The sequence below is a fragment of the Bacillus litorisediminis genome (genome assembly GCF_022808645.1).
Lineage (GTDB): Bacteria > Bacillota > Bacilli > Bacillales > JC228 > Bacillus_BF > Bacillus_BF litorisediminis.
This window is the reverse complement of record NZ_JAKZKT010000019.1, coordinates 19034-40631: the sequence shown is the minus strand read 5'-3', so window position 1 is coordinate 40631 and position 21598 is coordinate 19034. Positions and strand designations below refer to the sequence as shown.

General features: G+C 39.3%; 19 protein-coding genes and 2 other annotated features. Of the genes, 3 read left to right on the top strand and 16 right to left on the bottom strand.

Annotated elements, in window-relative coordinates; all coding sequences use genetic code 11:
- Positions 1 to 3 precede the first annotated feature (3 nt).
- From sucA to trpE, 9 genes are all read right to left on the bottom strand, one after another.
- Positions 4 to 2847, bottom strand: coding sequence for a 2-oxoglutarate dehydrogenase E1 component (gene sucA, locus MLE14_RS11455; RefSeq protein ID WP_243298511.1), 2844 nt, complete (start codon positions 2845 to 2847; stop codon positions 4 to 6).
- A 407-nt stretch (positions 2848 to 3254) separates the two neighbouring features.
- A complete protein-coding gene (gene mnmH / locus MLE14_RS11450) occupies positions 3255 to 4319 on the bottom strand; it encodes a tRNA 2-selenouridine(34) synthase MnmH (protein ID WP_243298510.1) in 1065 nt (354 codons plus the stop codon).
- A 213-nt stretch (positions 4320 to 4532) separates the two neighbouring features.
- Positions 4533 to 5318: a tryptophan synthase subunit alpha gene (gene trpA, locus MLE14_RS11445; RefSeq protein ID WP_243298509.1), complete on the bottom strand. Its 786-nt coding sequence runs from the start codon at positions 5316 to 5318 to the stop codon at positions 4533 to 4535.
- Positions 5311 to 6516 carry a tryptophan synthase subunit beta gene (trpB, locus tag MLE14_RS11440; protein WP_243298508.1) on the bottom strand — a complete coding sequence of 402 codons (1206 nt, stop codon included), beginning with the start codon at positions 6514 to 6516 and terminating at the stop codon, positions 5311 to 5313. The genes trpA and trpB overlap by 8 nt, the downstream gene beginning before the upstream one ends.
- Positions 6513 to 7130: a phosphoribosylanthranilate isomerase gene (locus MLE14_RS11435; RefSeq protein WP_243298507.1), complete on the bottom strand. Its 618-nt coding sequence runs from the start codon at positions 7128 to 7130 to the stop codon at positions 6513 to 6515. The genes trpB and MLE14_RS11435 overlap by 4 nt, the downstream gene beginning before the upstream one ends.
- A 5-nt stretch (positions 7131 to 7135) precedes the next feature.
- A complete protein-coding gene (gene trpC, locus MLE14_RS11430) occupies positions 7136 to 7921 on the bottom strand; it encodes an indole-3-glycerol phosphate synthase TrpC (RefSeq protein ID WP_243298506.1) in 786 nt (261 codons plus the stop codon).
- Entirely contained in the window at positions 7922 to 8941 is a 1020-nt protein-coding gene (trpD, locus tag MLE14_RS11425) for an anthranilate phosphoribosyltransferase (RefSeq protein ID WP_243298505.1), read from the bottom strand. It abuts the gene before it with no gap.
- Positions 8913 to 9521: an anthranilate synthase component II gene (locus tag MLE14_RS11420; protein WP_243298504.1), complete on the bottom strand. Its 609-nt coding sequence runs from the start codon at positions 9519 to 9521 to the stop codon at positions 8913 to 8915. The genes trpD and MLE14_RS11420 overlap by 29 nt, the downstream gene beginning before the upstream one ends.
- Positions 9518 to 10900, bottom strand: a complete 1383-nt coding sequence (trpE, locus tag MLE14_RS11415; RefSeq protein ID WP_243298503.1) for an anthranilate synthase component I — start codon at positions 10898 to 10900, stop codon at positions 9518 to 9520. Before trpE ends, MLE14_RS11420 begins: the two co-directional genes overlap by 4 nt.
- Before the next feature lie 79 nt (positions 10901 to 10979).
- Positions 10980 to 11220 (bottom strand) — a binding site (T-box leader).
- A gap of 41 nt (positions 11221 to 11261) precedes the next feature.
- Positions 11262 to 11497: a binding site (T-box leader), on the bottom strand.
- Positions 11498 to 11650: 153 nt separating this feature from the next.
- Here trpE and MLE14_RS11410 point away from each other — a divergent pair.
- Positions 11651 to 12910 (top strand): MFS transporter, encoded by a 1260-nt coding sequence (locus tag MLE14_RS11410; protein ID WP_243298502.1) that lies wholly within the window; start codon positions 11651 to 11653, stop codon positions 12908 to 12910.
- A 1-nt stretch (position 12911) separates the two neighbouring features.
- Here the strand turns inward: MLE14_RS11410 and MLE14_RS11405 are convergent, their stop codons facing one another.
- The 3 genes from MLE14_RS11405 to ku form a co-directional block, all read right to left on the bottom strand.
- Positions 12912 to 13688, bottom strand: coding sequence for an alpha/beta fold hydrolase (locus tag MLE14_RS11405; RefSeq protein WP_243298501.1), 777 nt, complete (start codon positions 13686 to 13688; stop codon positions 12912 to 12914).
- Positions 13689 to 14048: 360 nt separating this feature from the next.
- Positions 14049 to 15011 (bottom strand): nucleoside hydrolase, encoded by a 963-nt coding sequence (locus tag MLE14_RS11400; RefSeq protein WP_243298500.1) that lies wholly within the window; start codon positions 15009 to 15011, stop codon positions 14049 to 14051.
- Positions 15012 to 15103: 92 nt separating this feature from the next.
- Positions 15104 to 15949, bottom strand: coding sequence for a non-homologous end joining protein Ku (gene ku / locus MLE14_RS11395; RefSeq protein WP_243298499.1), 846 nt, complete (start codon positions 15947 to 15949; stop codon positions 15104 to 15106).
- A gap of 123 nt (positions 15950 to 16072) precedes the next feature.
- Here ku and MLE14_RS11390 point away from each other — a divergent pair, with 123 nt between their 5' ends.
- Complete coding sequence (locus MLE14_RS11390; protein WP_243298498.1) at positions 16073 to 17899, top strand: DNA ligase D; 1827 nt, start codon at positions 16073 to 16075, stop codon at positions 17897 to 17899.
- A 58-nt stretch (positions 17900 to 17957) separates the two neighbouring features.
- Here the strand turns inward: MLE14_RS11390 and dapF are convergent, their stop codons facing one another.
- The 3 genes from dapF to MLE14_RS22615 all read right to left on the bottom strand — a co-directional run bounded on the left by dapF (position 17958) and on the right by MLE14_RS22615 (position 20187).
- Positions 17958 to 18917 (bottom strand): diaminopimelate epimerase, encoded by a 960-nt coding sequence (dapF, locus tag MLE14_RS11385; RefSeq protein ID WP_243298497.1) that lies wholly within the window; start codon positions 18915 to 18917, stop codon positions 17958 to 17960.
- Between the two features lie 114 nt (positions 18918 to 19031).
- Positions 19032 to 19577, bottom strand: coding sequence for a solute carrier family 23 protein (locus MLE14_RS22620; RefSeq protein WP_313897754.1), 546 nt, complete (start codon positions 19575 to 19577; stop codon positions 19032 to 19034).
- On the bottom strand, positions 19555 to 20187 hold the full coding sequence (locus tag MLE14_RS22615) for an NCS2 family permease (protein ID WP_313897752.1): 633 nt from the start codon (positions 20185 to 20187) through the stop codon (positions 19555 to 19557). The genes MLE14_RS22620 and MLE14_RS22615 overlap by 23 nt, the downstream gene beginning before the upstream one ends.
- Before the next feature lie 201 nt (positions 20188 to 20388).
- Here MLE14_RS22615 and MLE14_RS11375 point away from each other — a divergent pair, with 201 nt between their 5' ends.
- The gene (locus MLE14_RS11375; protein WP_243298496.1) at positions 20389 to 20574 is read left to right on the top strand and encodes a hypothetical protein; all 186 of its coding nucleotides are present in this window, start codon (positions 20389 to 20391) and stop codon (positions 20572 to 20574) included.
- A 75-nt stretch (positions 20575 to 20649) separates the two neighbouring features.
- On the opposite strand, the gene MLE14_RS11370 is transcribed toward MLE14_RS11375, so the two are convergent.
- A complete protein-coding gene (locus MLE14_RS11370; protein ID WP_243298495.1) occupies positions 20650 to 21588 on the bottom strand; it encodes a GNAT family N-acetyltransferase in 939 nt (312 codons plus the stop codon).
- Between the last annotated feature and the right edge of the window lie 10 nt (positions 21589 to 21598).

The window sequence follows — 21598 nt, the reverse complement described above, 5'->3', positions numbered from 1 at the left end:
TGATTAGCGTGTGATTCCTTCAGTAATGATACGAGCTTGTTCTTTCTTATGAACAATCGGATCTCCTTCAGCCGTACTAGATCTTCTGCGGCGTCCAACATATTTTACTTCTGCTCCTTTTGGAGCCAATTCCTTAATACGAGGTTCTACAAAGCTCCAAGCCCCCATATTTTTAGGTTCTTCCTGAATCCAAACAATTTCTTTCAGGTTCTTATAAGTTGAAATGAGTGTTCTCATGTCAGACATAGGGAATGGGTATATTTCTTCTAATCTTGCTACATGAAGCCAGCTAAAGTCAGCATCTTTCTTACTCATTTCTTCTTCAACATCAATCATAACTTTACCTGATCCGATAAGAAGACGTTCAACTTTGTCTGGGTTTTCCCCGGAACCAGGCTGATTCACTATCGGCTGGAATTGACCTTCACTTAAGTCAGCTGATGCTGCTGAAGCTAAAGGATGTCTTAATAAACTCTTTGGTGACATTAAAACTAATGGACGAATTTCTTCTTTTTGCAGCATTAAGGCTTGACGTCTTAAAATATGAAAATATTGTGCAGCATTCGAAAGATTGGCTACCGTCCAGTTATTTTCAGCTGCCAATTGTAAGAAACGTTCTAAGCGGGCACTGGAGTGTTCTGGACCCTGTCCTTCATATCCATGAGGCAAGAGCATCACTAACCCCGATTTTTGACCCCACTTTGCACGCCCGGCTGCAATGAATTGATCAAACATGACTTGAGCCGTGTTAGCAAAATCTCCAAATTGAGCTTCCCAAAGTACAAGTGTTTCTGGAGCATAAACGTTATAGCCATATTCAAATCCTAATACACCTGCTTCAGATAGCGGGCTATTATGAATTGCGAAGCTTGCTTTTCCGTTTGGCAAGTTATGCAATGGCGAGAATACTTCACCAGTCTCGCTATCATGTAATACAAGGTGACGATGAGCAAACGTTCCTCTTTCAGAGTCTTGCCCTGTAAGACGAATTGGCGTCCCCTCAGAAATGATACTTGCAAAGGCAAGTGCTTCTGCATGAGCCCAGTCAATTTTTCCTTCTGCAAAGGCTTTTGAACGACGTTTTAAGATTTTTTCAAGTTTATTAAACACTTTGAATCCTGCTGGCCATTTTAAAAGGTCTTCATTTAAAGCAGTCAGTGTTTTTTCATCTACCGATGTCTTGATCTTTGGAAACCCTTTTTCAACGATCTCTGGAGGTCTCATTTCCGTATCAAAATCTTCACTGCTTTTTGGAACTTTTTCATAGGCCGCTTTTAACTTAGATTCGATTGATTGTTCAATCTCTTTTAATTCGCTGTCATTTACGATTCCTTTTTGTTTTAATGTTTCAAAATAAAGGTTTTTAATCGTAGGGCGATTATGAATAATCTTATACATCAATGGATTTGTGGCAACAGGTTCATCCATTTCGTTGTGTCCATAGCGGCGATATCCTATTAAATCGATTAAGAAATCCTTTTGGAATGTCTTACGATATAGGGTTGCAAAATGAGCAGCAGCTAACACAGCTTCGGGATCATCTGCATTTACGTGTACAATTGGAATTTCGTAACCTTTCGCTAAGTCACTCGCATACTTAGTAGAACGTGAATCTTCGCTTTCGGTTGTAAACCCAATCATATTGTTTGCAATAATATGAATGGTACCGCCTGTATGATATCCTCTTAATTTACTGAGGTTTAGTGTTTCGGCATTGATTCCTTGTCCCGGAAATGCTGCATCTCCATGAATCAATATCGCAAAGGAAGAGGTTGTATCCTGATCAGGGAAACCGGCTTTATTCCGTTTTTCTTGTGCCGCACGAGTATACCCAACCACAATCGGATTAACAAATTCGAGGTGACTTGGGTTATTCGCTAAAGTAATTCGGGCTTTTTGGACATTATCACTCTTAATTTGGCGATCTAATCCTAAATGGTATTTTACGTCACCTGTCCAACCGTAATTGATTCCAATGGAACCTTCAGATGGAACAAGGTCTTTGTTAGGAGCATGCTGGAATTCAGCAAAAATCATTTCATACGGCTTCCCTAACACATGTGCCAATACATTCAGACGGCCGCGGTGTGCCATACCGATATTGACATTAGAAGCACCGCTTTGCACCGATTCTGATATAATTTCATCTAGAAGAGGAACAAGTGTATCTACCCCTTCAATACTAAAACGTTTTTGCCCGACAAATGTGCGGTGTAAAAAGCTTTCAAAGCCTTCTACTTCGGCTAGACGCTTCAACATCTCTTTTTGTTTCTCAGGAGTAATGGCTGGGAAATAGTCTTCAGATTCGACCATGTTTCTAAGCCAGTTTTTCTCCTCTTGATCATGTACATGATGCAATTCAAATGCTAATGATCTCGTATACACCCGCTTTAGATGTTCAATCGCATCCAAAGCATTTTTTACAGCCTTGGGAGGATTTTGTATAATGAACGTACTTGGCAAACCGCGAAGATCTTCTTCTGTTAGCCCATATTCTCCAAGCTCCATTCTGGATGTATCTTTTTCTTGATTTTGAAGCGGATTAATGTCAGCAGCTAAGTGTCCGTAGGAACGGATATTTTCTGCTAGTTTAACTGCCTGAACAGCTTTTAGGAGCTGATCTGGTGATACCCCCTGTGTAAAACTGGTTTGGAAGCTTACGTTGGTTTCTGAAGGATCCCCGTCTGTAATAACAGGTGCCCCCCATTCCTTAAATAAGGCAACCAATTCTGGGTCGACATCATCTGGATTTTGTAAATATGATTCATAGGCTTCCATAATATAGCCTAGGTTCGGACCGTGAAATTTTTCCCACGGACTGATAAGGCGTCCAGCACCTTTACTCATGATTAATGAACCCTCCAAGTAGTATTCTGCCATACCATTCCCACGATTTTATTTTTCTAAACTTTTTGAACGGTATGTGAAAAAATTATTGTAATGTAAGATAAACGCTTTCACATTGTTATTTTATCACTGTAAAGCGTTATCTACAAAGGAAAAAAAACACTTCCAAATAGTAAGACTTTTCAAAAGATTCTATCTTACTCACGGTTGAAAAATACAAGAAAATACAGCTGTAAATTTTTTTGAGAAAATATTTCTAATCGTTTTCTTCAACCGATACAATCTTACTACTAATGGGGCAAAATGCCAATAGTTTCTTATTAATAAATCCAACTAATTTCATAAACTATCATGCAGTATTTCCTTTTTTGAAGGACATTAAAAGAACACCTACGAAGGTGCTCTTTTTAGCGTATGTGTAATTCTGTTTTTGATACAATTTTTTCAATAGCCAGAGCAGCCTCATTAATATGGTCTGAGTCCACTGTATATACCCTTCCAGTCTCCATATCATAATCCTTTTGTTTGTGAAGATACTTAGGGTCATAGTAATGTTCCAGCAGCAATGAAACAAACTGGTGGTAGTCTTTTTTCTGCCAGGAATCTTTCATATCCTTGCATATTGATTGTCCCCGCATGTATTTCCACAGCCTTACTAGTATCTCCTCTACAGCAGCCTTAAACCATTCCTCCTGTTCATAGGGAACAATATATTCATTTATAATTCTTTTTACCCTATTCTCAAAAGAACAATTAATGATAATGGGAATTCCTGTTTTTTTAACTTGCAATAATCGTTCGGGTAACACAGAATTTCCTATTCTTTTACTCTCGGCTTCCATAATAAAATAGGAGTGCGACTGAATCTCGATCAATGTTTCATAAAGGTAAGCATCAAACATTCTTTGCGAATTGACTTCTAAGCCTATATGACCAAAGAGAGATCCTCTATGGCCTGCGAGCTCTTCAAGATCCACCACAGGCAAGCCTTTTTCTTTAAGGCACTTCAGGATCTCGGTTTTCCCCGTGCCCGTTAATCCATGCAAAACAAAAGCTTTCTCAGGAATCAGCTGCTCAAGGGTCCCTGAAATATACGTTCTGTATTCTTTATAGCCTCCCACTAATCTTGAAACAGACAAACCTGATAACTCACAAAATTGTGCAACCGATCTTGATCTTAACCCACCGCGAAAGCAATATATTAAAGGGATTTTCCCCTTTTCTGCTACCCGTTTAATTTGATTCAAAAGGTCTGGTATTTTAGGGGAAACAATCTCCATGCCTAGCCATTGAGCCTGCTGCTTTCCTTGCAGTTTATAGGTGGTTCCAACCTTAGCTCTTTCCTCATTCGTGAATAAAGGAACATTGATTGCATCCGGGATGTGCCCTTCTTTATACTCTTGCGGGGAGCGAACGTCAATAAGAATATAGTTTTGTTTATCCTTTATATAATGCTGCAGTGTACAATCCATCCTCTAACACTCTCTCCCATTTCACAAAGTAATTTCGAACAATCGTTTGACATTATAATAAATGATTTTGCAATAAATGAACATAAAGTCGATTCTCACATTACTTTTTTTTCAGCTATTAAGAGACGAAGCTGTCATTATTTCTTTTTTGCCAGCCCATCTATACTCCTATACATTCAAAGGCAGTACCTTTTTTTAGGTACTGCCATTTTGCTATTGCCTAATCTTTTGACTCGCTTTCATTAGCGAAATTAATTCATCCTGATTTCCTTCTTGTAATAGATCAATAACTTTGCTTCCTACCACAACCCCGTCACAATATTGAGTTGTGTCTCTTACATGTTCGGGTGTCGAAATACCAAATCCGGCAAGCACAGGGAGCGAACTGACTTTTTTAACCGACTCCAAATATTGATGCAGCCTCGATTGAAGAGACTTCCTTGCACCTGTTATCCCTGCTACCGTTACAGCGTAAACAAATCCGTCCGACTGGTTTACTATTCTTTTTATTCTTTCAATTGGGCTGGTAACGCTAACCAATTGAATCAAGGCGATTCCGGCACGCTTTAACTGTGGCGCTATGATATCTTCTTCTTCGATTGGAACATCGGGAATTATGAATCCATCTACCCCTGCTTCTGATGCTTCCTTAACGAGCCGCTCAATCCCAAATTGCAGCAATGGATTGATATAAGTCATCAGGACTATAGGAACATGAATATGATTTCTGATCGATTTTAATTGATTCAGTATCTTTTCTAACGTTGCCCCGCCTGATCGTGCACGAATACCGGCAGCCTGGATTGTCGGTCCGTCAGCAACAGGATCTGAAAATGGAACGCCAAGCTCGATAAGCGTCGCTCCATTGTCTTGCAAAAATAAAAGCTTTTTTTCTAACATATTTAATCCGCCGTCTCCGGCCATTATATACGGTACAAATGCTTTATCCCCTTGACTTAATACGTTCTGTAAGGCAGCTTCTATGCGTTCTTTACCCATTTGCCCGGCCCCCTAAAAAGGATTTCACTTGTTCTACATCTTTATCACCGCGTCCTGAGAGACAGATTACTAAAGACTGGTCGGGATCCATCACTTTTGCAAGCTTAACTGCGTAGGCAACAGCATGTGAGCTTTCTAAGGCTGGAATAATCCCTTCTGTTTTGGAAAGAAGCTGAAACCCTTCCAAAGCTTCCTCATCCGTAATGGAATGATATTGGACTCTTCCGGCCTCATGCAGATAGCTATGTTCTGGACCAACTCCAGGATAATCCAATCCCGCTGAAATCGAATGAGCTTCTTGAATCTGCCCGTCTTCATTTTGCAGGAGATACATCATCGAACCATGTAGAACTCCAACTTTTCCTTCAGTCAATGATGCGGCATGGAGACCGGTTTCAATCCCCGAACCAGCGGCTTCAATTCCATATAGCTTTACATTCTCTTCCTCAATAAACGGATAAAACATACCAATCGCGTTGCTTCCTCCGCCAATGCAGGCAACAATCGCATCAGGGAGCTTCCCTTCTTTACGTAATATCTGTTCTTTTGTCTCTTTTCCTATTACACTTTGAAAATCACGAACGATTTTAGGAAATGGATGAGGCCCTAAAACAGAACCAATAATATAATGGGTATCTTCCACATTTGTCACCCAATATCGCAATGCTTCATTCACCGCATCTTTTAGTGTTCCGCTCCCTTGCTCTACGCTTACCACTTTCGCACCGAGAAGCTCCATTCTAAATACGTTCAGCCTTTGTCTGCGAACATCTTCAGACCCCATAAACACGACACATTCTAAGTTTAAAAGGGCACAAACCGTTGCCGTGGCAACACCATGCTGTCCCGCTCCTGTTTCTGCAACAATCTTTCTTTTCCCCATCCTGACTGCCAGTAATGCCTGACCAATTGTGTTGTTAATTTTATGGGCACCCGTATGGTTTAAATCTTCCCGTTTTAAATAAATCTTTGCACCCGCGACTTGCTTCGTTAAGTGTTCAGCAAAATAAAGGGGAGTTTCCCGTCCGACATACTGTTTTAAATAGTAATCAAGCTCTTTTTGAAAGTCCGGATCTTCCTGTGCCGCCTTATAAGCATCCTCTAATTCAAGGACTGCCTGCATCAGAGTTTCTGGAATATAGCGTCCCCCAAATTTTCCAAAATGACCTGTCTGGTTTGGTAATGTATATGGTTTCATTCTACTGCCTCCTCTGTCTGTTTTACTTTTTCTATGAATCTTTTTATTTTATTTAAATCTTTCTTCCCGTCCGTTTCGACACCACTTGAGACATCGACCATAAAAGGGGTTACCTTATCAAGCAAACTTTGCACATTATGTTCATTGAGTCCGCCCGCAATAATGATTTTTTGTGGGAAATCGGACCTTTTGAGAAGATTCCAATCAAATGAAGTCCCATTCCCGCCCCGATATTTACCTTTAGGACTATCGAGTAGCACATATTCCGCCGGATAGGATTTCGCCCTTTCTAAATCTTCCTGGCTGCTGATGCCAAATGCCTTAATAATAGGATAAGACAAGCTGGTCGCAAACTCTTCACTTTCATCTCCATGCAATTGTATAAGGTCGAGCCTGCACAGTTGCGCGATTTCCTCAATATTCTCTTTCGTTTCGTTGACAAATACTCCGACTTTTTGAACACTTGCAGGAACAGCTTTCGTTATATCTGCAACTGTGTAGGGATCAACTTTTCTTTTACTTTTGGCAAAAACAAAGCCAATTGCATCTGCGCCGTTAGAAACAGCAGCGTAAACGGCCTGTTCATCCGATAATCCGCAAATTTTTACTTTCATCTCATTCACCCTTTTAATACCGGAACTTTAAAGTCCATAATCGTATCTTTCACTGATTTGCTAGTCATAAATGCCTCTCCGACTAAAATCGCATGAGCCCCTGCGTCCCGAACACGGATTACATCTTCTTTTGTATGAATCCCGCTTTCCGCAATAAAAAACTTTCCTTCTCTTCGAATCACAGGTCCTAACTTTTCTGATGTCGATAAGTCAATATTAAATGTCTTCAAATCTCGGTTGTTGACCCCAATAATAGAGGCATCGATTTCTAATGCTCTCTCTAGCTCTTCTTCATTATGTACCTCAACAATCGCATCAAGGCTCAACGAAGAGGCATAACGAAAGAGCTGTTTTAGCTTTTGATCAGACAGAGCAGCAGCAATCAGCAAAACGACTGTAGCACCAACATGAAGAGCACGATGGATTTGCACCTCATCAATGACAAAGTCTTTGCATAAAACTGGCAGGTCTACTGCATTTTGAACATCCTGCAAATCATAATAGCTTCCTTTAAAAAAAGTTGAATCGGTTAAAACCGATATGGCATCAGCTCCATTTTCTTTATAAGCAACAGCTTGTTTAACAGGATCTAGGTTTGCATTAATGATTCCCTTTGATGGTGAAGCTCGTTTAAATTCAGCAATGATACTCACATTTTTTTTTCCCTTTAATACTTTCGTTAAGGCATATGCCTCCTTTGGATCCTCCGGAAAATTCCATGTGTTTACATCTTTCAGCCGTTCTACTTCTTTTTGTTTAACAGCGAGAATTTCTTCCAAAATTGATGTCATTTATATTACCTCTCTTTTACTGCTGACATGTATCAATTTTTCTAATGTTTCATAAGCTTTACCAGAAAAAATGCTTTTTCTAGCTTCATGAATCCCTTCTTGAATAGTCATGACCATCCCGCTCGCAAATAACCCGATTCCGGCATTTAATAAAACCGTGTCCAAATGCGGTCCTTCTTTCCCCAGCAGAATATCCCGCAAGATTTTTGCATTTTGACTCGCATCTCCGCCAACAATCTCTTCCTTTCCAGCTCGTTTTAAGCCTACATCTTCCGGTGAAAGGGTATGTTCTGTAATTTTTCCGTTATCAAGTAGAACATATACATTTTCACCGACAAGGGTCGCTTCGTCTAAACCTCCTGCACCATATAAAAGCACTGCTCTTTTTCTCCCCAAGTTTCTAAGAACTTCAGCAAAAACAGTAAGGAGATCTTTTCTATAAATGCCAATCACTTGTGTTTCTAATGGAAGCGGATTCGTTAGTGGACCTATCAGATTAAAAATCGTAGGGATATTCAGCGACCTGCGCACATTCATAATCTTTTTCATCATCGGATGGACATGAGGTGCAAATAGGAACGCAATGCCTACCTGTTCAATCGTTTTCTCTACTTCAGAAGGCGACATCGTTAATGAAACACCAAGGTTTTCTAACACATCGGCACTGCCGGAACGGGATGTAATACTTCTATTTCCATGCTTTGCCACCTTTACACCCGCACCAGCTAAAACAAATGCGGATGTTGTACTTATATTAAAGCTCTTTGAACGATCCCCTCCCGTTCCGCAATTATCCATTAACCCTGGTATCTTTTTTGGAAACGAGATTGCCTTCTCAAGCAATGCCTCGACAAGCCCTGTAATTTCTTCAACTGTTTCTCCCTTTAACTTAAGCGCCATCAGCAAAGCTGCGATTTCACTTTCAGTCGTTTGTTCATGAAACATTTCTCCCGCTGCTATTTTCATTTCGACCTTTGATAATGAAGATCCCTCACTTAGTTTCAGTAAAAATTTTTGCATGGTTGACCGTCCTCCTGCATTCTTTTAAAAAGTTTTCAATCAGCTTGTTCCCGCTATCCGTTCCTATCGATTCAGGATGAAATTGTACGCCATAGACTGGATACAACTGATGTTTAAGTGCCATAATTTCGTGATCATCAACCGATTCAGCCGTTACTGTTAATTCAAGCGGAAGTGTTTTTCGATCCACTACCAATGAATGGTAGCGCATAACCTCTAATGGATTGGACACATCCGAAAACAGCCCCGCTTTATCATGCCGAATCTTGGACCTTTTCCCGTGTTTGATAAAGTTTGCCTGAATCACCTTGCCGCCATAAGCTAACCCAATGGCCTGATGTCCTAAACAAACACCTAAAATCGGGATTTCACTCCCAAACCTTTTAATCACATCGACACATATTCCTGCATCTTCTGGTCTCCCTGGTCCTGGAGATATTACAATTCTATCTGGGTTTATCCGAACTATATCATCAATTGAAATTTCATCATTTCTATAAACGACGACTTCCTCTTCTAAAGCAATCATCTGGTAAAGGTTAAATGTGAATGAATCATAATTATCAATCAGTAAAATCATGATTTTACCTCCAGCAATGAACGAGCCTTGTCTAGTGTTTCCTGATATTCTTTTTCAGGATCAGAGTCAAACACTATGCCGGCCCCTGCCTGAACATAGGCTTGATTCCCTTTAATAATCATAGTTCTGATAGCAAGAGCGAAGTCCATCTTTCCATTAAACGATACGTAACCGACTGCTCCGGAATATAACCCGCGTTTTTCTTGTTCAAGTTCATTTAAAATTGTCATTGCTCTAATTTTAGGTGCTCCTGAAACCGTGCCGGCTGGAAGAGAGACTGCTAAAGCATCTAAAGGATGAACCTCATCTCTTAACACGCCTTTTACTTCTGAGACAAGATGCATGACATGCTGAAATTTTTCAACTTCCATATATCGTGAAACTTGAACCGATCCGATCTTAGCTACCCTGCCCAGGTCATTTCGGCTCAAATCAACGAGCATATCATGCTCCGCTCTTTCTTTTTCATCAGCTAAGAGCTCTTGTTTCAGAAACTCATCTTCTTCAGCCGTTTTTCCCCGTGGCCTTGTTCCTGCAATTGGGTTTGATATCATCACATTGCCTTCTGTTTTCAGCAAACTCTCGGGTGATGCTCCAAGTACGATATAATCTGAAAAATCAATATAAAACATATATGGAGACGGATTTGATCTTCTTAATTCACGATAAAATGTAAATGGCTCTCCTTCAAAAGAGCTTTCAAGTCTTTGCGATAACACAACCTGAAATATATCACCTTTCTGAATCAGGGATTTCGCCTTTTGAACATTAGCAATAAATTGTTCTTTGCTAATATTGGATTGGACCGCCGTTGTTTTAAAGTAATCTTTTGCATGAACAGGCTGTTGGTTTTCCAAGCTATTTTTTACTTCTTTAAGGCGTGCTCTTGAATCCTCTTCACTGGTAAAAGAAACAGCGATAAGGATTACTTTTTCCATGAGATGATCATAGATACAGACATCTTGATACACCATTAAATGGGCATCAGGAAGCTGCATAGAATCCTTGATAATAGTCCCAATGTTTTCATATTGGCGAATGATATCATAGCCAATTACTCCAACTGCACCGCCAACAAATGGATAGTTCGGCATTGATTCAATGTGTGGGATCAGCTCTTTTAAAAGAGGAATCGTATGGCCATTTTTAATTTCTTTACTTTGATTGCTTTTAATAATTTCATTTGTCTCACCCTTTGACTTTATTTCTAGATAAGGGTTGGCCGCAATAAAAGAAAAGCGTCCGTTTTCTTGGTGCTTGCTGGAACTTTCCAACAAGCATTTCTTTTTTCCGGGAATTTGTTGAAAGATTGCAATTGGAGTTAACGTGTCTCCTTCAATCTCTTCCACATGAATAAAAACACCCTGCTCTTTCCTCATCTAAACTAAACTCTCCTTTCTAAAGCTCAGGCTAATTCTAAGTAAAAAAAAGTCCTCTTCCTGTACAAAAATTGTACAAGAAGAGGACGAATTACCGCGGTACCACCTCTAGTTGGAGCACGCTTGCTCCCGCTCATTCAGGGATTGCACAAAGACAATTCCTGTCCCGGATAACGGCGGAGTCCGCATCCTTCTACTCCAAACGTTTCAAAGGATGTCTCATGAGTCCATTCAGAAGCTGTTCTTTGTCAGGATTCCACCATCCCTGACTCTCTGTTAAAGATGCGATGCTTCTTACTATTCTCAATCATCGAGTTTCCATATTGATTGATGATGAATGCAAAAAGGGGTACTCCCTCCCTGAAAGGACGAAGTACCCCGCGGTGCCACCTTTATTAGCTAAAAAGCTCACTTTATCATCCAATATGAATGATTGCCCATTGTAACGAACAGGCCGATCGCCAAATCCTACTCTCTTAAAGGATTTCAGTTTGGATGCTCAGAAGTCCATTCACTAGCCGGTTACACTGGTTTACACCAACCACCAGCTCTCTAAAGAAACTTTGACTAGTTACTACTCTTCATCATCGCTTTACCGTAATGAATTTGTTTATTATCATATTACGGGAAAATAAAAAAGTCAACAACAATATTAAAAAAATGGAAGTCCCCCTCTTTAGAATCAGTCAATATTTTTATTAACTCCGGTTCATATTAAGAATAATGATTTTTTTAAAGAGGGGATTGATCATGGAACATATAGAAGGCTTGAATGGTGCTGAATTTACTGACCCTAAGAGTATTACAGATAAAAAAAACCATCAGCAAAAATGGGCCATTGTTTCAATAGCATCGATTCCACTAGTGATGACTCTTGGTAACTCCATGCTTTTACCAGTCCTTCCTACAATGGAAAAGGAATTGAATATAAGCCCTTTTCAATCTAGTTTAATTATTACGGTCTACTCAATTGTCGCCATTATTTTCATTCCAATTGCAGGATTTTTGTCTGATAAATGGGGAAGAAAGAAAATCATTATCCCAAGCTTAATTATTGCAGCAGCCGGAGGACTGATTTCTGGTATAGCTGGATGGCTGTTCGACTCAGCCTATCTATTTATTTTGTTCGGCCGGCTTTTGCAAGGAGTGGGTGCAGCAGGAGCTTTTCCTATCGTTTTGCCTCTTGTAGGTGATATGTTCCGAAAGGAAGAAGATGTTAGCAGTGCTTTAGGAATCATTGAAACGGCCAATACTTTTGGAAAAGTTTTAAGTCCGGTCCTCGGGGCTGTGCTTGCAGCGATTGTTTGGTTTACGCCGTTCTTTGCTTTTCCAATTTTTTGTGCGATTACCATATTAATGGTTATGATACTGGTTAAAACACCGAAAAAAGATCAGGAAGTAGTCAGTTTTGATTATTTCTTAATCAATATAAAGAAAATCTTTCAGGTAGATGGAAAATGGCTTTTTTCAATCTTTTTTATTGGCTGTATTTTAATGCTTGTTTTATTCGGAGAGCTATTCTATCTTTCCAAAATATTTGAGGATCAATATAATATCAAAGATATCCAAAAAGGTTTTTACTTGGCGATCCCGCTCGGGGCTTTATGTTTAGCATCGTATATTACTGGAAAAGTCATTAAGAAAAATAAAGTTTTAATGAAATGGTTGACTTTTTTTGGGGTTTTCGCATTGGGAGTAACAGGGTTTCTCGTTATTTTCTCAACTAAACTGTGGTATTTAATTGTTCTTTTTACGATTGGCGGAATCGGGATTGGTGTGGCTTTGCCCTCACTGGATGCATTGATAACAGAGGGGGTTGAAAAGCAGCAGCGAGGAACCATTACGTCTCTTTATAGCTCCATGAGATTTGTTGGAGTTGCAGCAGGGCCACCGATTGTAGCCCTTCTTATGAACACACAAAAAAGCTGGATATTTGGAGCTTTTTTAGTTCTTTGCTTGCTTTCTTGCTTACTCACTTTTAAAGCTATAAAACCAGAAAGCGATCAATAGTCTACTGTGTAGATATTTGATCGCTTTTTTTAATGAAATTAAGGATTTGAAGGTTTAGTTCCTCTGCAAAATAAATCGGGAGCTGGTGTGTTCCTCTGTTAATAAATTTGATTTCGGGATTTAAATATTTTTGATAGAACCGATTATGTTTATTGATCGGATCTGCCAGAGTGCCATAAAGCAATAAAAGCGGAATGTTTAGCTGGTTTAACTGAGGGACACAGTTATAAATAAGCGCTTCCCTGTAAAAATGAGCCCAAACGGAGGGGTGGGTTCTCCTTGCATACCAGTATAATTCTGTTGTGCTATGGTAATCGATGCCATGCGTTTTACTTAATAAAGTCGACAAGAACTTCGGATGGCGTTTTGCAAGCAGGATTCCAATTCGGTGTTCCAAATTAAAAATGAAGGAACTAACCTTTGGGTAAGCTCCGCTCAAAATCATCCCCTTTACCAAATGTTGATATTTAATGGCAAAAGCCTGAGCAACTGAACCTCCCGATGAGTAACCAAATATATATACAGACTTTAACCCTAAATGGTCAAGTAAAGCTTTAATTTCATCTGTGTAATCATGAATCGTAGATGTGGTGCTGTAGACTCCACTGCTTCCATGACCGCTTAAATCAGGGATGATTAAGCGAAAATATTGTGACAGCGGAAACTGTCTGTAAAAAACTTTATAACCAAAACCAGGCGGATGTATCATGATGATAGGTGTTCCTTCACCCTTGTCATAGTAAGCCAACTGTGTATCTTTATACTCCATAAATTTCATACACTTCTCTCCCCTAATCCAAATGATTGGATAATTTAATGTAATCAATTTTGATGCGGTTTCTCTTTATTCGATGATTGTTTTTTTGCATTCTGTTTCACAAATTGAAGTCCGAGTTTGGTTTTTTATTTTCCTTTTAGTCATTGGATCTATACCTCTCCCCTTTTTGAATATTTTCTGTAATGAGTAGGAGTTTATTCGATGAAAGTAAAATAAAATGCCGACAAAAAAACAGGGAAGATCCAATACAGATCTTCCCTGTTTTATCCAATATCGATCTCAAAAATAGAGGGGGGTAATTTTTGAGAATGATTCTCAATATCATTGTAACAAGCCAAATCAAACATGTCAACAAATCTCTCACTCTTCAACCTTACTTTGCGAAAAGATATGGACCACATCTTCGATAAAAGCCGGATAATCAATCTCCATAGCAATTGTATCTAATTTTTTTGCTGGTTCTTCTTTCGGTTTTGGCCTAAAGTCTGCTATACTTTCTCCCTTTGTGAATTCACCCGTCTGGTCAACCCGTGCTCTCCGTTTTAGAGTTTTTACAATTTCAGGATTAATGAGTGCGCTGACAACTAAAAGGTCATGGATGGGCGCTCCCTTTATACCAGGGATTAACTTTTGATAGGCAGCAAAATAGAAATCAAAAATTGGTTCAAATAAAAAGGCATATGGTGACTTGTTGATTTGCGTTAAATACTCCACTACTTCAGGAGTCAGTATGGCTTTATTGGTTACATTTAAGGGGAAAATTGTTATACTTTCCCCCTTTTCTAAAACAAGATCTGCTGCAATGGGATCAGCAAAGAAGTTAGCCTCTGCCACCGGTGTAACATTTCCCGGAACCAAAAAGGCCCCTCCCATTAAATATATGGCTTTAACTTGATTTACAAATTCAGGTCCATAAAGGATATAAAGCATCGCTAAATCTGTAAGACGACCCAAGTTTACAATCGATAATTCATTGCCATGCTGTTCAATGAGCTCTCTCGCTTTATCAATATCAAATACTTCTTGATCGGCATATACATAAGGCGGCGGTTTGATTGGGCCCAGTCCTTCTTCCCCATGGATCAAAGGATAATAAGGGACTAGTTCTCCTGTCAAAGGACCTATAGCGCCGGCAATGATCGGAATATCCTTGATTCCCGCTAAATCTAAGAGATAGGCTGCATTTTCAACTGCTTGTTGTTTTGGAACATTTCCATAGCCTGCAACAATACCGACAACTTCATACTCAGGATGCATCAGAGTGTACATTAGAGCTAAAGAATCATCGATTCCAGGATCTAAAAATAGTAATACTTTTCTCATTTTTTTCCCTCTTTTCTGCAACACTGTTAATTTAGACTATGTCGGAAAAGAGGGTTTTGCCTATGTTTTCCTAATGAATAAGAATCTGGAATTTATGCATTTTTCTTGGCTTTAGCCTTGGCAGCAGTTGTTTTCTTTTTAGCTGCAGTTTTCGCTTTCGTTTTAGGTTTCGTTTTATCAATAGACGCTTGCAAGGCCGCCATAAGATCTGTAACATTGGTAGGCTTTTCTTTTTCTTTTGGCGTAACAACCTCTGCTCCTGTCCGCTTTCCTTCAATAAATTGAAGTACCGCTTCTCGGTATTCATCATGAAATTCTTCTGGATTGAACTCTGCCGTTAATTGATCAATCAGCAAAATAGCCGTATCTAATTCCTTCTTGGACAGCTCGCTCTTTTCTGGTACATTCGGTACATCTTTAGCGTTTCTAACCTCATCTGGATAATGAATCGTTTCCATCACAATCGTATCATGATATACCCGTAAAACTGCTAATTGTTCCTTCGAACGAAAAACCATCTTTGCAATACCCACTTTACCTGATTCCGCTAATGCCTCCCTTAGCAGTGAATACGCCTTTGTACCGCCTTCATTAGGCGAGAGATAATAGCTTTTATCGAAATAGATGGGATCAATCTCTTCAATTTTGACAAACTGTACAATTTCTACCGCTCTTTCTTCTGCCTGATTCTTTAATTTCTCCAGTTCCTCATCTTCTACAATAATAAATTTTCCCTTTGTGTATTCATACGCCTTCACCATTTCATCCTGTTTCACTTCCTCTTCACATACTGGACAAACCTTTTCATAACGGATTGGCGAATGACACTTTTCATGCAATGTTCTAAATTTAATTCCTTTGTCATCTGTTGCAGCATGAAGCTTTACTGGTATGTTCACAAGTCCAAAACTGATGCTGCCCTTCCAAATCGTATGCATGTAATCCCTCACTTTTAGTTGTTATTTACTGTTAGTTTGAGGGTAATCGTTTATTTCTAATCCGGTAAATATTATGGAAAATTATAGCCAGATTAGGTAATGCTAATAAGGAGGTGTTCATACATGTTGAAACCAATGCTGCCTGAGCTCGGTGAAATCCCTAGTTCGAAGGGATGGAAATATGAAATAAAATATGATGGCTTTCGGGCTTTGTTATATATAGATGAGAACACGTTTGATTTTAAAAGCAGAAACGGAAATGATCTCTCACCTATTTTCCCAGAGGTCTATCAGTTTTACGCGGATCATAAAGACATGTTTTTACCCTATCTTCCTTTACAGCTTGATGGTGAACTTGTTATGCTTTTATCTCCTTATCACGCAAGCTTTTCAAAGGTACAGCAGCGCGGTAGGATGCGTGCCAAGGAAAAAATCAAAACAGAACACGAAAGATTTCCTTGTTCTTTTTTAGTGTTTGATTTATTGATGTTGAAAGGCGAGGATATCCGAAAACAGAAGTACCCGAAAAGAAAGGTAACATTGGAAAAGCTTTTTAAGGACTTAGAATTGCCCTTACAGCCTTCACCCGGCAACCCAAGAGTGATCCAGCTCATTCCTTCTTACAGCAAGCTTAATGAGGTATGGAATCTAGTAAGAGATTATGACGGGGAAGGGATTGTAGGCAAATCAGAAAAGTCTGTTTGGGAGGAAGGAAAACGAACTAGTCTTTGGGTTAAAGATAAAAACTGGATCCATATAACAGCTTTTATTACGAGACTGGATAGTAAAAATGGCTATTATTATATTGGTGTGCTAGATGCTGATCATGTTGTTGAAGTGGGTTATTTTTACTTTGGAATTTCAAAGGAAGAAAAGGATGCACTTAATCAAATCATTAAGCAAAATACCTTGTCAACATCTGGCTCCTTTTATTTTGTTGAGCCAGCAATTTGTGTAGAAGTAAAATTTTTAGAGAAAATTGCGGATAATGAATTAAGAGAACCCCATTTCGTGTCATTTCGCTTGGATTTAAAACCAGCGGATTGTACGTTAGAAAAATTTCGGATTGACCTTTTAAACCTCCCACATGAAGTAGAAGTTACTCATCCTGATAAACCGTTGTGGGAAGGCATTGATAAAGTTAGTTATTTGGGATACATGAGGGAAATTTATGGTTTTATTCAGCCTTTCATAAAGGACCGTTTGCTAACTGTAATCCGTTACCCGCACGGTATAAAGGGAGAAAGCTTTTATCAGAAAAATTGCCCCGACTATGCACCTGATTTTATCAATACGGTTAGGCATGAGGATATCGATTATATTATTTGTAATGATTTGAGAACTTACATGTGGCTTGGCAACCAGCTTGCATTTGAATTTCATGTTCCTTTTAATACAATCCATGAAAATGGAACCTCTGAAATCGTGTTTGACTTGGATCCGCCTTCACGTGATTATTTCCAGCTTGCTGTGAAAGCAGCAGCCTTAATCAAACAACAGGCAGATCAGCTTCATTTACATTCCTTTATCAAGACCTCCGGAAATAAAGGGCTGCAGGTCTATATCCCGCTTCCCCGAACGTATTCTTATGATGATACAGCTATTTTTATGGAATTTTTAGCACGGTCTGTATTACTGGGGCATGAAGACATATTCACCATTGAGAGACTTAAGAAAAATCGCGGAAATCGTCTGTATTTAGATTACATCCAGCATGGGAAAGGGAAAACCATTGTCGCTCCCTATTCAGTCCGAGGAAACGAAGAAGGACTTGTGGCTACTCCCTTATTTTGGGACGAGGTCAACCAGGATTTAACGCCAAAAGCATTCACAATGGATGTTGTCAGAAAGCGAATTAGGCATCTGGGCTGCCCTTTCTGGAAATTCGACTTAGTACGGGAAGAGCAGCCCTTTGACGAAATTATTGAGTTTCTGAAGAAGCAGGTTTAATGCAACGGAGGGACGGTTCTTCTGTTTCAGGATGAAACAGAAGAACCGTCCCTTTGTGTCAAAAGGCGAGAACCGTCGCGATGTTTTCTTCTAGTTTTTGATAGGCCTGTTCTTCATCTTTAAATACTTTATGAATCTGGAAGTTTATACCTTGATCCCAATGGATGGTTCCTTGGTGTTCGTAAGTCGCATTACCGATTAATTGAATCGATGCATGTTCTCCGCTATTGGTTGCGACACACTGTACTTTACCGCCTGGGTTGTATACATTAATTTTGTTTCCCCAGCGGTTCAAACCAAGTTGGCATGTAATAAAGGTTGACGCAGACATTGCTGTCCCGCATGCATTTGTAAAACCGACACCTCTCTCATAGGTTTTGACAAAAATATTCTCTTCTGACAAAGGCACCACATAGCTGACATTTACGCCATCAGGACATATCGGATTTTCCCCATTCAAATACTCTGCTATCTCTTTCTGCTCATCTGATTTGATGATGTTCCCCTCTACCACCGTAATCAGATGAGGATTCGGAACAGCCAAAGCCGACCACTTTCGTTCAGGATGAATCTCAGAAATCACTTCATTGATGACTACATCCTGATTCACATAGATTGGGAGATCACTCGTTTTGAAAGAAACGGGAGAAATTTCTACTGCGAACGTTGGGATTCCAGGGAAAATTTCAGCCTCTTTCTTTACCGATAAGGTGGCTTTCATGGTTTCAACCTCTAGCTCCTCTTTTCCCAGCTTTTCAATCAAATATCTTGCTACACACCGAAGTCCGTTTCCGCACATGGAAGCCTCAGACCCGTCTGCATTAAACACGCGCATTTTTCCATCTGCTGTTTCGCTATCTGATACAAATAATATTCCGTCCGCCCCGATGCCTTTATCGCGCCTGCATACTTGTAAAGCCAGCTGAACACGTTCCTCGTCTGTCCAGTATTTGCCAGCTTCGTCTATTAAAATAAAATCATTTCTAGATCCATGAACTTTAGTATAGGGAATCTGCATGTTCATTAGTCCTTTCATAATAAAAAGAAATTTAATCTATTTTATCATTAAACATTTATCGATGAGAACATTTCTGTTTAAAAAAAGCAAGAACCGAAAGGGTTCTTGCCCAAATTAAACCAGCTGAATTTTGAGAAGATAATTCACAACAAATAAGGATGCAACAGCCAAAAGCGTAAAGGAAATCTCTTTTCTTTTTCCTGCGGCTATCTTTAATAAAGGATAGAGAATAAAGCCTATCGCCATTCCGTCAACAATACTATTCGTAAACGGAATAAAAGCGATCATTAGATAGGCAGGAAAACTTTCAGTCAGATCTCGCGGACTAATTTCCTTCATTTCCTCAAGCATCAGGCCGCCAATTAACACAAAAATCGCAGCAATTGCCGAGTCCGGGATCCATTTCAGTAAAGGAATCGCAACGATACTGATTAAAAACCAAATGCCTGTTGTTATCGAAGTTAATCCTGTTTTCCCTCCAGAAACAATGGCAGCTTGGGTTTCAGCAGCCGCTACCGTAGGACTCGTGCCAAATATGCCTGAAACGGCAGCAGATAGACCAATTACCCGAAACGATTTTGAAAACTTCTCTGTTTGATTTGCTTTCGCTAAATGACTATAAACTAACCCTATATTTTCAAATAAAATGACAAGTGTCAAAGAAAGAACGGCACAGCCATAAGGAAACCAATGTACCTAATATTAGACTGAGGAGGAGATTTCCCTTTACCCCTCTTATGAAAAGAACCATCGTCACAAAAATCGAAATAAGACTGGCGATTACTGTTACATTCGTCAAATCACCAAATGAGATCAGGGTTTGTGTACCTCTTTCAATCAGACCGCCTTTTTCAAGCCCTATAAAAATTAGAAACATACCGAGCCCTGCTGTTAAGCCACTCTTAAGCGAAGAAGGAATCGACTGTAAAAGTACGGCCGAAAGACGCGTAAAGGATATCGACATCATAATCAATCCGCTAATGACCACACAGACTAGAGCTGTTTGCCAGGTCATTCCCATCTGCCCGACAAAAGAATAGGCAAATAAAGCATTGATGCCCATCCCTGGGATGACTATGATCGGTGATTTCGCATAAAATCCCATCAAAATACAGCCAAACGCTGAGCTAAGGATTGTTGCCATTACTGCCAAACGATAAGGCATTCCTGATTCAGCTAATATCATACTATTAACTGCAATAATATAGGCAACTGTAAAAAAACCAATCGTCCCGGCAATTACTTCTCTCCTAATTTCTGATGTTTTCATTTAGTAATCGTTCCTACTAAATATCCCTCTCCCACCCGTTTGCTGTTTGCAAACCACAAGCATTTATTATACCCCCTCCTCTACTGTTTTGGCAATGAAATCACTTTTACGTGAAATAGGGTATCTAATTTGCGTTTCCTAAATTTTGGGTGGAACAACCTGTTACCGCTTACATATATTGATAGAGAGGAGGATTGAATGATGGACAGAGCCATATTGTTATTTTTATCTGCTATTCTAGCGGGTTTCGCACTCATAAGAGTTAATTTAGCGGCAACTCCGCTTGAAAGCCTAGATTCTTTCTTTTCATTAGTTGGAGTTCTAAGTGTTCTTGTATTTTCAGTCGTTCTCATTGTCAAAGCAGCACTTTCCTTATTTAATAGATAGCTTCATTATACTTTATCCAAAATAATGACAAGAGCCCGAGTGTCAGGTATTTCTGCTATCTCGGGCTGCTTTTATTTAGGGTGTTAACTCGTATATATATTGTATAATTCTGCCATCCTCATTAAATCCAGTTTTTCTGTATAGATGGATGGCAGGAGTTGGATTCTGATAATCAACCGTTAATCTTACTTCTTTAATATTCATTTTTTGCATTCTATCCAATATCTGATTTAACAATACCTTTCCTACTCCCATTCCTTGGGATGATCTTGAGACAGCTAATGTCGAAATCACACCTTTACCTTCTTCTTCAATGCGTCCGCAAATAAACCCCAATGGCTCTCTTTTCTTGTCTCGGCAAAGAATATAAAAATCCGAGGAAAATTCAGAGCTTTGAAACTCGTATTTTACATTTTCCGGAGCCAGATTTGTATGATTGCTTGCCCAAGCAAAAGCATTGTTATAAATAGTTGCCCATTCAACTGCATCAGCTTTAGTTGGAGTGTGAAAAACAAAATCTGTTTTTTGTGAATCCTTAGGTTCAAATCGATCTAATGATAGCTTCATTGAAAGTAAATCTGTATGCTTGCTGAATCCGAATTTTTCTGCCAAAGGAATTTGACCAGCCCTTTCTATACGTGCCATTTGATTATATATAATTTTTATCCCCTCTTCCTTTGCTCTTTGCTGCAAATGTTGAAGGGATACCTTTACAAGCATCGTTCCTATACCTTGTCTTCTGTATAATGGATCAACCGTTCCATAGCTGTATACCTTTATCAATGCATCTCCTTTTACAAAACATAATGAATTATATCCTATGATTTTATTATGTTCCGCCGCAACAAAGGTGTTATCCCGGATTTCCTCCCCTGGTTCATCTAAGAACTGATTCATGTCGGAAACCGATTTAGTAACAGCTCTATTTTCGTGAAGATTTGAACGGTTTATTAATTCTGTTAATTCACCGGTATCTTGATTTTTAAAGCGGCGAATCGTTATAGTATCTTTCACAAAACACACC